The sequence below is a fragment of the Dactylosporangium sucinum genome (genome assembly GCF_014647515.1).
GTDB lineage: Bacteria > Actinomycetota > Actinomycetes > Mycobacteriales > Micromonosporaceae > Dactylosporangium > Dactylosporangium sucinum.
Genome location: NZ_BMPI01000033.1, coordinates 26,402 through 39,004, shown reverse-complemented (window position 1 = coordinate 39,004; position 12,603 = coordinate 26,402). Strand labels below are relative to the sequence as shown.

Sequence of the window (12,603 nt, the reverse complement as noted above, 5' to 3'; positions counted from 1 at the left end):
GCCGACCGCGCACGCACCCCGCGTCGATCTTGCAGTTGTGGTGCCTGACAAACCCGGGTGATTACCCGCAATCCAGGCACCACGACTGCAAGATCGACGCGAAAGGGGAGCCGCGCGGAGGGCGGGTAGGGGCCCGCTACAGGCCGAGGGAGCGTGAGATGATCATGCGTTGGACCTCGGAGGTGCCCTCGCCGATCTCCAGGATCTTGGCGTCGCGCCACATGCGGGCCACCGGGGTCTCGTTCATGAAGCCGTACCCGCCGTGGACCTGGGTGGCCTCGCGGGCGTTGACCACGGCCGCGTCGCTCGCCTGGAGCTTCGCGATCGCCGCCTGGCGCTTGAACTCGCGGCCGTTGACCATCCGGCTGGCCGCGTCCAGGTACGCCAGGCGGGCCGTGTGCGCCCGCGCCTCCATGTCCGCGATCTTGAACTGCACCGCCTGGTAGTCGCCGATCGGGTGGCCGAAGGCGTGGCGCTGCTTGGCGTACGACAGGGACTCGTCCACGCAGCCCTGCGCCAAACCGACGCCCAGGGCCGCGAACGCCACCCGGCCCTCGTCCAGGATGCGCAGGAACTGGGCGTAGCCGCGGCCGCGCTCGCCGAGCAGGTTGGCGGCCGGCACCCGGACGTTGTCGAAGTTCAGTTCGTGGGTGTCCGAGGCGCACCAGCCGACCTTGGAGTAGCCCGGCTGCACCGTGAATCCGGGTGTACCGCTGGGCACGATGATCGCCGACAGCTCCTTCGAGCCGTCCGGGTTCGTGCCCGTGACCGCCGTGACCGTCACCAGCGCGGTGATGTCGGTGCCCGAGTTGGTGATGAAGGCCTTGGAGCCGTTGATCACCCACTCGCCGGTCTCCTCGTCGAGGACCGCGCGGGTGCGCGTGCCGCCCGCGTCGGAGCCGGCGCCCGGCTCGGTCAGGCCGAACGCGGCCAACGCCTCGCCCGACGTCAGCTTGGGCAGCCAGTGGCGGCGTTGGTCCTCCGTGCCGTACCGGAAGATCGGCATCGCGCCGAGGGAGATGCCCGCCTCCAGGGTGACCGCGATGGACGAGTCCACCCGGGCGAGCTCCTCCAACGCGACGCAGAGGGCGAGGTAGTCGCCGCCCATCCCGCCGTACTCCTCGGGCAAGGGCAGGCCGAACAGCCCCATCTTGCCCATCTGACGCACCAGGTCATAGGGGAAGGCGTGTCGTTCGTAGTAGTCGCCGATGACGGGGGCGACGACGTCGTGGGCGAACTCCCGGACGCTCGCGCGGAGCGCTTCCAGGTCTTCGCCGAGAGAGAAGTCGACCATGACAGGGTTCCTCCGGACGGGTCGGGTCGGGTCGAGAGCCGACAGGCCCCGACCAAATTCAGCTAGACGGGCGTCACGCCGTGTCGGCGGCGGGAGAAGGTGCGGTCCTTGTACCGCGCGGCAGCGAACCGGCGGACCAGCTCGCCCCGCAGCGCGGACGGCTCGACGACCGTGTCGACGACCAGCTCGCCGGCCAGCCGCATGATGTCGATGTCCCGCTCGTACTCGGCGCGTTTCTGCGCGACGAACGCGGCTCGGGCGTCGTCGTCCTCGATCGCGGCGATCTTGTTCGCGTAGACGGCGTTCACCGCGGCCTCGGCGCCCATCACCGCGATCTTGGCCGTCGGGAGCGCGATCGTGGCATCGGGCTCGAAGCCGGGGCCGGCCATCGCGTACAGGCCGGCGCCGTAGGCCTTGCGCACGACGACGCAGATCTTCGGCACCGTCGCCTCGGAGATCGCCGTGATCATCTTGGCGCCGTGGCGGATGATGCCCTGCTTCTCCACGGCCGAGCCGACCATGAACCCGGGCACGTCGGCGAGGAACAGCAGGGGCAGGTTGAACGCGTCGCACAGCTGCACGAATCGGGTGGCCTTGTCGGCCGAGTCGACGAAGAGCACGCCGCCCTTGAACATCGAGTTGTTGGCCACGACGCCGACCGGCCGGCCGTCCAGGCGGCCGAAGCCGACGGTGAGCTCGCGGGCCCAGAGGGCCTGGATCTCGAAGTACGAGTCCTCGTCCAGCAGGCCCTTGACGAACTTGCGCATGTCGAAGGCCTGGCGCTCGCTGGCCGGGATGTCCGGCACGCCGGTCGCCGGTCGCGCCTCGGTCACCGGCGGCTCAAGCTCGTAGCTGGACGGCAGGAACGAGAGGTACCGCCGAATCGTCTCGATCGCCGAAGCCTCGTCCTTGCAGAGGAAGTGACCGACGCCGGACTCGGCGCAGTGCACGCGGGCCCCGCCCATGGCCTCGAGGGTGGTCTTCTCGCCGGTGACCATCTCGACCATGCGGTCGGAGCCGAGGTACATCGACGCGTTGCCCTCGACCATGGCCACGACGTCGCAGAACGCGGGGATGTAGGCGCCGCCGGCGGCGGACGGGCCGAACAGGGCACAGGCCTGCGGGATGCTGCCGCTGGCGCGCACCTGCGTGTGGAAGATGCGCCCGGCGCCCCGCCGCCCGGGGAACAGGTCGACCTGGTCGGTGATGCGCGCACCGGCGGAGTCCACGAGGTACACCATGGGCACCCGCTCCGCATAGGCGCGCTCGATGATGCGAATGATCTTCTCGACGGTCCGCGCGCCCCAGGAGCCGGCCTTGACCGTGGAGTCGTTGGCCATGAGGCAGATCGGCCGCCCGTCGACGGTCGCCGAGCCGGTCACCACCCCGTCGGCCGGCAGGCCGTCGGCCAGCGCGTTGGCGTAGAGGCCGTCCTCGACGAACAAGCCCTCGTCGACGAGCATCGCGACCCGCTCGCGCGCGAACAGCTTGCCGCGTGCGGCGTTGGCCGCGTGGTACTTCTCCGCGCCCCCGGCCTCGATCCGTTTGCGCGTCTGGTTGAGGGCATCACCCTCCATGGCGCGACCTCCGCGTCGACTGCCTGAACGATCGTTCATGTCTAACGATCGTTCAGGTTAGCCGACGCGGAGGTGAAGTTCCAAAGCAGCCCCCGGTGGATCACCCCGGACACGGGTCGGTGTGTGCCCGCAGCGTCCTCGGGATCCCTCTGCGGATCAGAGGGATCCCGGTGCCGGAATCAGCAGGAGTACGCGACCGCCCCGCCTGCGCTCTGCGCCTGCGAGAGGCCCAGGATGCTCAGCGAGTTGCCGCTGATGTTGATCGGGACCTGCAGCGTGGTGTCGAACTGGTTGCCGTTCAGCAGGCCGGCGTTGTAGCCCGTGGTCCAGTCGCTGCAGCCGCCCTTGACGGCCTTGGCGCCGCCCATGCCGCCACCGTGGTGACGCCGGCCGCCGCGGTCGCCGCCGCCCCAGCCGTTGTCGTCATCGTCGTCGCCCCAGCCGGAGCCGTTGTTGTCGCCGTAGCCGCCGCCGTTGTTGTTGGCGTTCCCGTTGCCGTAGCCGTTGTTGTTGGCGTTGGCGCCGTAGCCGTTGTCGTTGGCCGTGCCGGTCCCGTGGCGGGTGCCGTGCTCGCCCAGGTTGATGCTCTGGCTCTTGTTCTTCTTCTTGGCCTTGCTGGCCTTGTGGGCCACCTTGCCGTGGGAGGCGTTGCTCATCACGCCGCTGGCGTCGCCGGCCGCGTGGCTGTACGCGTTGCTGCCGCCGTTGCCGTTGCCGTAGCCGTTGGCGTCCGCGCCGCCGTAGCCGCCGTTGCCGTTGCCCTGGTCATCGTCGTCGTCGCCCCAGCCGCCGCCGTTGCCGCCGTGCCCGTGACCGTTGCCGTGCCCGCTGCCCGCGCCGCCGTCCACCGCCACGGCGCCGCCGCCGCAGCTGGCGCTGGAGAAGCCCAGGATCGCGATCGAGTTGCCGCACAGGTTGATCGGCAGCTGCAGCGTGGTGTCGAACTGGTTTCCGTTGAGCAGGCCGGCGTTGTAGCCGGTGGTCCAGTCCTCGGTGGTCGCGCTCTCGGCGCGGGCGCTCTCGCCCTTGACCGCCCAGGAGCCGCCCGCGCTGGAGGCGCTGGAGAAGCCGAGCAGGGCGAGCGAGTTGCCGGCGACGTTGATCGGCAGCTGGGCCGTCGTGTCGAACTGGTTGCCGTTCAGCGCGCCGACGTTGAACCCGGAGGTCCAGTCCTCGGTGCGGTTGCCGACGCCCTCGGTGTAGTCGCCGTTGCCGTTGCCGCTGCCCTGGCCGCCGCCGTTGCCACCGCGGTGCTTGCGCTTGTGGCCCTTGTCGTCCGCCATGGCGACGTTGCCGTCGATGGCGGTGGCGCCGCCGCCGCAGTTCGCGCTGGAGAAGCCCAGCAGCGCGACGGAGTTGCCGCAGACGTTGACCGGCACCTGGAGCGTGGTGTCGAACTGGTTGCCGTTGGCGAGGCCGACGTTGTAGCCGGTCGTCCAGTCCTCGGTGGTCGCGCTCTCGGTCGCCGTGGCGCTCTCGGCGTCCCACGCGACCGCGCCGCCGCCGCAGGAGGCGTCGGCGAAGCCCAGCAGGGCGATCGAGTTGCCGCACAGGTTGATCGGGACCTGGACGGTGGTGTCGAACTGGTTGCCGTTGAGCAGGCCGGCGTTGTAGCCAGTCGTCCAGTCGGCGTGCGCGGCTCCGCCCGAGACGAGCAGGAAGCCCGCGGAAAGCACGCCCACGTTGAGCGACTTACGAACCCACGTCTTCATGTGGAAATGAGACCTTTCGGTAGGTTTTTCGTTTTTCGGTACTGCAGGTGGGCGCGGAACGGAGCGATGAGCCCGCGTGCGGGCAGGCTCGGCCCCGGCTCCGTCCTGTCGACGTGCGCCCGGTTGGTGCGGTGTTCGTGTTGCGAGATGCCGCGATGTGGTCGATGCGGGTCCGCTGGGACCAAGGCCTTGGGTTCCGGCTGCCCGCATGGCGTCGCGTCGGCTGGCCGGACCGGCCTCAGTCGGGTGAGACTGTCGGTTTCTCGGCTGCTAGTAACCGCAGCTCGACGTCCTCGACCGCGTCCGGCCGGAAGGTCAGCACCTTCGCGCCGGCCGGTGCGGCGGGCAGCATGGCGGCGGCACCGCCGTCGTGGTTGAGTCCCGAGCCGGAGCTCGGGCCACCCGTGGCGAGGCCGGCCGCCAGTGGCGCCGGGACGGGCGCCGGGCGGGGCAGCAGCGGCACGTGGTGCGTACCCTGCGCTTCGGTCCGGTCTGCGACCGGCGTTTCGTGCGAGGCGTCCTCGGTGTCGAGGCGGTCACCCGCACGGCTGACGGCAACGGCGCCGGTCCGGTCGACGCCGGCCACAAGTGCGCCGGTCGCCGCGGCGGTGACGACGTCACCGGACCCGGAACGGACCGGCACGGCCTGGACGACCGGCTCCTGCGCCCGCTTCGGGTGAGTCTTCCTGATGCCGGCCTTTGCCGGCCTCGTGGTGCTGGCGTGCTTGCCGCTCGAGGCGTCCGCCGTCGTCGAGCGGGACGCGCGGCCCGCGGCCGGCCCCTGGTCCAGGCCCTGGTCCTGATCCTGGACCAGGGCCTGGACCGCTTGGGCCGGCGCCTGCGTCACCGGGCTCAGCACGGTCAGCACGGTGCCGGTGACGAGGTCACCACGCCCGTGCCGGTCGGCGTGCCGTTCGTCCTGCTGGTGCTGGTACTGCTGGTACTGCTGGTACTGCTGGTCCTGCCGGGTCGACTGCCCCCCGCCGGTGAGCAGGCTGGTCACCGACGACAGCAACCCGTGGTCCGACGCGCCGGCGGCGTGCGCCACCGACCCGGACAGCAGCCAGGCGACGCCGGCGAACCCGGCGACGACCAGCCCCCGAACGGCGTACCGCGCACACTTGGAGGCAGGCCGCAGCGAGACCGCGCGTGGCGACCCGTCGCTCCTCGTCTGCCCCATGTCTGCCTCTCAGTACGCCACACGTGACACTTTCCGTACTGAGCAACGACCCGCACGTTCCCGGGACACGCCACAACCCCGGGCGAATCGGACACACTGCCCAGGCCGCCGCTTACCGCCGCAGTTCCCCCGCGCCCGGGCGGCGCGGCAACCTGGGCCGCAGCGCTCCGTCCCGCGTCGACTCCTGCCCTGCTGCGAGGGCAGCGCCACGGCCGTCCACGTCTGGCCACAGCTTCCTGCCCACCGGCCGGCCCCTGGGCTCCCGTCCATGATCACGGAGGTTTCTGTGTCGTATTGGAACGAAAACTTCCGTGATCATGCTCGACTCCGGCGCCGACCTGGCGCGGAGGCGCGGACGCGCCTCGGCGGCCGAGGCAGACCGGGGGTGAAGATCGCCGCGGCTGGACAAGACCGACGTCGGCCGATCTACCCTCACCCCGCGCCGCCGAACCGGGACGCACCCGCGGCGCGGGCAGAGGGACCGGGCGCGGGCAGAGGGACCGGGCGCGGGCAGAGGCGGCGCGGCGCGAGCTAGAGCGGCCGGCGGGGCCCGGCGCGGAGGACGCCCGACGGGAGCTCGCGGCCGGCGATCTCCTGGGCCAGGCGGGCCGCGTCCAGCAGGGCCTTCAGGTCGATGCCCGTCTCGTAGCCCATGTCGTGCAGCATGTGCACGACCTCCTCGGTGGCGACGTTGCCGGTGGCGCCGGGGGCATACGGGCAGCCGCCGAGGCCGCCGACGCTCGCGTCGTACTCGGTGATGCCCATCCGCAGGGCCGACAGGATGTTGGCCAGGGCCGTGCCGCGGGTGTTGTGGAAGTGCAGGAGCAGGGGCAGGTCGGGGTGGCGGTCGCGGACCCGGCCGACCACGTCCTCGACCCGGCGTGGGGTGCCCATGCCGGTCGTGTCGCCGAACGCGACCCGGTCGGCGCCGTCGGCCACCACCCGGTCGACGATCGCGGCGACGCGGGCCGGGTCGACGTCACCCTCGAAGGGGCAGCCGAAGCTCGTCGAGATGATGACCTCGGCGGTGGCGCCGGAGCGGTGCAGCAGGTCGATCAGGGCCGCGATGTCGTCGAGGGACTCGTCGGTGGAGCGGTTGACGTTGCGCCGGTTATGCGTGTCGGAGGCGGACACCACCACCTCGATCTCGGTGAACCCGGCGGCGAGCGCCCGCTCGGCGCCCCGCGAGTTGGGCACCAGCGCCGAGTAGCGCACGCCCGGCCGCTTGGTCGCGCGGGACCAGACCTCGTCGGCGTCGGCCATCTGCGGGATCGCCTTCGGGTGGACGAACGAGACCGCCTCGATGCGCTGGACCCCGGTCGCCGACAGGGCGTCGAGCAGGCGCACCTTGGCGTCGGCCGGCACCGAATCCTCGTTCTGCAGACCGTCGCGAGGACCGACCTCGCGGATCGAGATGAAGCTCATCGCACCCCTGCCCGCGATTTCCGAAGCGAAGTCCCCCGAGACGACGCTCATCGCACCCTGCCCACGATGCCCGTGTCGTAGTCGCCCGCGACGAACTCGGCGTTGTCCAGCAGCTCCATGAAGAACGGAAGGTTGACCTTGGGGCCGACCACCTCGAAGCCGGCGACCGCGGCGCGCAGCCGGGCGAGCGCCTCGGCGCGGTCGGCGCCGTGGACGATCAGCTTGGCCATCAGCGAGTCGTAGCTGGGGGTGACGGTGTTGCCCGCCACGTAGCCCGCGTCGACCCGCACGCCCTCGCCGGCCGGCTCGACCCAGGTCGTGATCGCGCCCGGACCGGGCAGGAAGCGCTTCGGGTCCTCGGCGTTGACCCGCACCTCGATCGCGTGGCCGGTGACGGCCAGCGCGGCGGGGTCGAACGTCGGCGCCAGCCCGGAGGCCACCCGCAGCTGCTCCTCCACCAGGTCGACGCCGAACACGGCCTCGGTGACCGGGTGCTCGACCTGCAGGCGGGTGTTCATCTCCAGGAAGTAGAACTGCCCGGTGGTCGGGTCGAACAGGCACTCGACCGTGCCTGCGTTGCGATACCCGACCGCCTCGCCGGCCCGGACCGCGGCGGCCAGCAGGCCGGCCCGCTGCTCCGGGGTCAGCGCGGGCGACGGGGTCTCCTCCACGAGCTTCTGGTTGCGCCGCTGCACCGAGCACTCGCGCTCGCCCAGCGCCACCACCCGGCCGTCGGCCAGGCCGAGGATCTGCACCTCGATGTGGCGGACCCGGGGAAAATACCGCTCGATGAGCACCGACCCGTCGCCGAACATCCGCTCGGCGAACCCGCGCACCTTGTCATACTCCACGCGCAGCCCGGCATCGTCGCTCGCCACGGCCATGCCCATGCCACCGCCGCCAGCCGCGGCCTTGACCATGACCGGGAAGCCGATCGCGGTCGCCGCATCGAGGGCCGCCTCGACGGTCGTGGCCGGGTCGGTCGTGCCGGGCGCCACCGGAATGCCGGCCGCCGCCATCAGGTTGCGCGCGTTGATCTTGTCGCCCATGGCCGCGATCGCCTCGGCGCCCGGCCCGACCCAGATCAGGCCGTTGTCCTGCACCGTCGCCGCGAACGCCGCGTTCTCCGACAGGAACCCGTAGCCGGGGTGGATCGCCTCGGCGCCGGTCGCCTTGGCCGCGGCCAGGATCGCCTCGGCGTTGCGATACGACTGCGCCGGGTTGGCCGGGCCGATCAGCACCGCCTCGTCGGCCTCGGTCACGAACGGCAGCCCGGCGTCGGCCTCGGAGTGCACCGCCACCGTGTGAATCTGCAGGCGGCGCGCGGTGCGGACGATCCGGCGAGCGATCTCTCCGCGGTTGGCGACGAGCAGCGAACTCAGCATTCGGCGGGACCCCTGTGGATAACTCTGTGGGCGGGAACGCGACCAGGCTGTGGATAACGCTGTGGAGTCACCCGAAGGGTTACCCCTGGAGTGCGGAGAGTGTCGCTGCCCGCAGCAATTCGGCCCGGCGCGTCCGGTCGACCTCGCCGCCGAGGAACGGCGTCGAGTTCATGAGACCGAACGCCGCGTGCGCCAGCACCCGCGCCTCGCCGTCGGTCAGCTCGCCGGCCCGCAGCGCGGTGAGCGTGGCGACCCACTCCTCGACGTAGAGCCGCTGCAGCCGGCGGATCTGCCGGCGCGGGTCGTCGGGCAGCCGGTCGAGCTCGTGCAGGTGCAGGGCGATGACGGCCGGGTTGGCCAGCGCGAAGTCGACGTGGAAGTCGACGAGCGCGGCGAGGGCCGCGGCCGGGTCGTCGGAGGCCTCGGCGATGCGCTCCTTGCCGCCGGCGAGCAGCTGCTCACTCACCGGGATGAGGGCGGCGGCGAGCATCGCCTCCTTGCCCGCGAAATGGTGATAAAGGGCGGGGCCGGTCACGCCGGCCGCCGCGCCGATGTCGTCCATCGAAACCCCGTGGTATCCGCGGGTGGCGAACAGGCCGACCGCGATCTCCAGGATCTCCTCGCGCCGGGACCGCCGTCGGGGCTGCTGACCAGCCGGTCCGGCCCCACGGGACTGCGCCGGGGGGCGAACGGCTTGCTGTTCCAGCGTCATGAAAAGAGCCTAACCTCGTGTCAAGGGAGATGCTGAACGCTCGTTAAGTGGATGTTGTCACTCGCCGCCGGAATGTCCACCCGGCTGCTCGTCGAGGTGCTCCTCGCGGACCCGCGCCGCCTCCTCCGACCGGCCCTGCATCTCCAGCGACTCGGCGAGCATCCAGGCGGAGTTCTGCCCGACCTGCGAACCCTTCGGCGCCGCCCCGAGCACCGAGCGCAGCAGCGGCTCGGCCGCGCCCGGCTCGCCGGCCCGCATGAGCACCTCGGCGTGCAGGAAGTCGGCGTCGAGCGCCTCCCCGAGCGCGCCGATGCTCCGGAACGCGTCGCCCGAGCCCCGCACCCGGCCGAGGGCCTCGTCGACCTGCCCGGCGCCGATGTGGACGCGGGCGGCGTCGGCGTCGATCATCGCTCGCTCCCAGACCAGCCACGGCTCCTCGGCGTCGGCATCGGCCGACGCCTTGGCCAGCAGCGCGTCGACCTCGGCCAGCGCCGCCAGCGAGCCGGGCACGTCGCCCGCCCAGCGCAGGGCCAGCGCCCGCAGCCGCCGGTTGAACAGCTCGGCGGTCACGATGCCGGCCGCGCGGAACGCCTCGGCCGCCGCCGCGAACCGCTCGGCGGCCTGGGCATCGCGGTCGACGCCGTAGAGCAGCTGCGCCGCCTCCTGCAGCATCCGCCCGCGCGACGGCAGGTTGTCGAAGCCGTCGAGGTTGTCGGCGAGCGTCTCCAGCAGCGCCAGCGCCTGGTCGGGCTGGCCCAGCTCACGATAGATCCGCGAGAGCAGGTAGCGCACGTTGTCGGCCAGGTCCTGCGCCTCGATCCGGTCGAGCACCTCGAGGGCGCTCTCCGCGGCCTCGGCGGCGTCCAGCGGCTGACCGGCCTCGTGGTAGGCCTGGGCGAGGTTGAAGCGCAGGACCGCGGCCGGCGGGTCCTCACCGTGGGAGACGTGGTCGGCGATCGCCTCGACCAGGTCGTCGGCGGCCGCGTCGAACCGGCCGTCGGCGAGCCGGGCCCGGCCCCGCCCGACCAGGGCGGACAGCCGCGGCTCGCGCTCGACGGCGGTCGCCAGGGCCGCGTCGAAGGCGGCCGCGGCCTCGTCGAACCGCTCCAGGTTGGCCAGGGCGTGGCCGTGGATCAGCGCGGCGAGCGCGACCGGCGGCGGGTCGCCGAGCGCCGCGAACTGCTCGCGAGCGTCGGCCGCCGCCGCGACCGCCTCGTCGTGGCGCTCCAGCATCAGCAGCGTGCGGGCCCGCCGGCCGGTGAGGTCGGCCCGCAGCGCCGGGCGGATCGGCTCCTCGGCGAGCGCCGCGTCGAGGGCAGCCAGTGCCTCGTCGGGCCGCTCGGCGTTGAGCAGCAGATACTCCCGGCGGACGTGGGCCTCGGCCCGCGCGTCGGCGTCGCCGACGGCGAGAATCCGCTCGGTGACGGCGTCCACCTCGTCCAGCCGGCCCTCGGCCACGGCGGCCCGGGCCTCGGCCACCAGCGCGTCGAGCTCGCGGCCCAGTGCCCGGTGGGCGACGGCGGCCTCCCGGAACAGCCGGGCGGCCTCCTCGTCGCGGTCCTCGGCGTTGGCCAGCCGGCCGGCACCGTCGAGGCGGCGGGCCGCCAGCTCGGGTGCCGGCTCCGGGTGCAGCTCGTCGAACCGCTCCCAGGCGGCCCGCGCCTCCGAGATCCGGTGCTCCTCGAAGAGGGCCACCGCCCGGTCGAGCAGCTCGTCCGGGTCGGCGGGCAGCGGCTCGGCCGCCCGGCGGTGCGGCGCCGCCACGCCGGGGGTGGTCGCGTCGGCCTGGCGCCGGGCGACCGCGCTCAGCGGCAGGTGCTCCACCAGCGGCTCGGCGGTCAGCACCGCCTCGATGCGGCGGCCGACGGCCGGCGTGCCGTTGCGCTCGTCGAACCGGCCGGCCAGCTCCCGGGCCCGGGCGGCGAGCCGGTCGGCCAGCGCCCCGGCGGTGGTGCCGCCGACGGCGACCCCCGCGTCGAGCCGGCTCAGCAGCAGCGCCGCGGAGGCGGCGAACCACATCTCCGCCTGCGGGTGCGGCACCTTCTCCAGCCACGGCAGGTGGCGCTGGACGATCTCCAGGCCGCGGACCTCGTTGCCGGTGCGCGCGCAGAACACCACGTGCTCGGCGATGTCCTGGAGGTCGGCCAGGTTGGCGCGGTGGGCCCGGTAGGCCCGGCGGTGCGCGTCGGCGGCCTCCTCCAGCCGGCCGGTGCGCAGGTAGGGCAGCAGGAGACCGGTGAGGATTCCCTGCGGCTGCTCGGCGCAGGTGAGGTGGCCGGCGAGCACCGGCTGGGCGAGCTCGATCGCCTCCTCGTCGCGGCCGCGGCTGAGCAGGTGGTAGACCTTCGACGTCGGGTCGCAGCCGACGCAGTCGCTGTTCTGGTCGCGGGGCGCGGCGTTCCACCGGTCGAACCACTCGTCGGCGGCCGGGTCACCCAGGTGCTCGGCGACGCTGTGCCGGTAGGAGTAGACGGTGTGGAGGCTGTAGCCGCCGAGCCGGAACCGTCGCTCCATGTCGTCGAGCACGTCGAAGGTGCGGGCCAGCGGCACGGTCGGGAACTTCATCAGCCCGGACACCATGTATTTGAACTGCCACAGCAGCAGGTGCTCGTCGCTGCTGTCGAAGCGCTCGGGATGAGCGTCATACTCCGCGCGGCACCACGAGAAGGTGACGAACGCCTTCGCCGTCTCCCCGCCGTGCACGTAGGCCGTGGTCGCGTGCAGCCGCGCGGCCAGCCGCAGCTCGTCGAACCCACCCGCGTCGGCGTGCTGCATGATCTGCTCGGTGAGCGCGATCTGCCCGCTGCCGTAGGGCATGTGATAGGCCTCCCGCAGCAGACCCCAGAGCTCTTCCTCAGTCTTCACCCGCCACCGCCTTGTTGAGCAGTCCCAAAAACGAGCTGTTGAGCAGCGCGGCATCGGCCGGCCGCAATGGATGGTGCCCGAGCAGCAGCGCCTGCCCGTAGAGCCCCTCGACGGAGAGCCGGACCAGGTCGTCGTCGGCCAGCTCGGTGATCCGCCGCACGAGGGGGTTGCGGTAGTTGAGGACGAGCTGGGGACGATCCTGCTCGTCGGTGCGCGCGAGCGCGTCGAGCACGTCGGCCCAGACCTCGTCCACCCGCTCCCGTGTGGCCCGTAGCTCGGCGGCGAAGGCGGCCGAGCGGTTCTGCAGATACATCGCCGGCATCGACACCGGGTCGAAGGCGCGCAGGACGACCTCGCAGCCGAGCCGGTCGACGGCTCGCTGGGCCCGGGCCAGGAACGGCCGGCGGGCCAGCTCGACGCCTGGGTCGAGCGCGTCGAAGTGGGTGCTCAGGT

The 12,603-nt window shown here is 72.3% G+C and carries 8 protein-coding genes and 1 pseudogene; all 9 read right to left on the bottom strand.

All coding sequences use genetic code 11. The annotated features are described in order from the left end of the window. Positions 1 to 136: 136 nt before the first annotated feature. The gene (locus tag IEZ31_RS29975) at positions 137 to 1,294 is read right to left on the bottom strand and encodes an acyl-CoA dehydrogenase family protein (RefSeq protein ID WP_190253372.1); all 1,158 of its coding nucleotides are present in this window, start codon (positions 1,292 to 1,294) and stop codon (positions 137 to 139) included. A 62-nt stretch (positions 1,295 to 1,356) separates the two neighbouring features. After that, positions 1,357 to 2,871 carry an acyl-CoA carboxylase subunit beta gene (locus tag IEZ31_RS29970; protein ID WP_190253371.1) on the bottom strand — a complete coding sequence of 505 codons (1,515 nt, stop codon included), beginning with the start codon at positions 2,869 to 2,871 and terminating at the stop codon, positions 1,357 to 1,359. Between the two features lie 179 nt (positions 2,872 to 3,050). Next, complete coding sequence (locus IEZ31_RS29965) at positions 3,051 to 4,583, bottom strand: chaplin family protein (RefSeq protein ID WP_190253370.1); 1,533 nt, start codon at positions 4,581 to 4,583, stop codon at positions 3,051 to 3,053. A gap of 238 nt (positions 4,584 to 4,821) precedes the next feature. Further along, entirely contained in the window at positions 4,822 to 5,763 is a 942-nt protein-coding gene (locus tag IEZ31_RS29960; RefSeq protein ID WP_190253369.1) for a hypothetical protein, read from the bottom strand. Between the two features lie 531 nt (positions 5,764 to 6,294). Further along, positions 6,295 to 7,188: a hydroxymethylglutaryl-CoA lyase gene (locus tag IEZ31_RS29955; protein WP_190253368.1), complete on the bottom strand. Its 894-nt coding sequence runs from the start codon at positions 7,186 to 7,188 to the stop codon at positions 6,295 to 6,297. A 47-nt stretch (positions 7,189 to 7,235) separates the two neighbouring features. Next, positions 7,236 to 8,573: an acetyl-CoA carboxylase biotin carboxylase subunit gene (locus IEZ31_RS29950; RefSeq protein ID WP_190253367.1), complete on the bottom strand. Its 1,338-nt coding sequence runs from the start codon at positions 8,571 to 8,573 to the stop codon at positions 7,236 to 7,238. A 79-nt stretch (positions 8,574 to 8,652) separates the two neighbouring features. Beyond that, entirely contained in the window at positions 8,653 to 9,285 is a 633-nt protein-coding gene (locus IEZ31_RS29945; protein ID WP_190253366.1) for a TetR/AcrR family transcriptional regulator, read from the bottom strand. 57 nt (positions 9,286 to 9,342) lie between these two features. Then, complete coding sequence (locus tag IEZ31_RS29940) at positions 9,343 to 12,150, bottom strand: tetratricopeptide repeat protein (RefSeq protein ID WP_190253365.1); 2,808 nt, start codon at positions 12,148 to 12,150, stop codon at positions 9,343 to 9,345. Next, positions 12,140 to 12,603 (bottom strand): annotated as a pseudogene (locus IEZ31_RS56980) (HSP90 family protein); the annotation flags it as partial. The pseudogene IEZ31_RS56980 and the gene IEZ31_RS29940, both read right to left, overlap by 11 nt.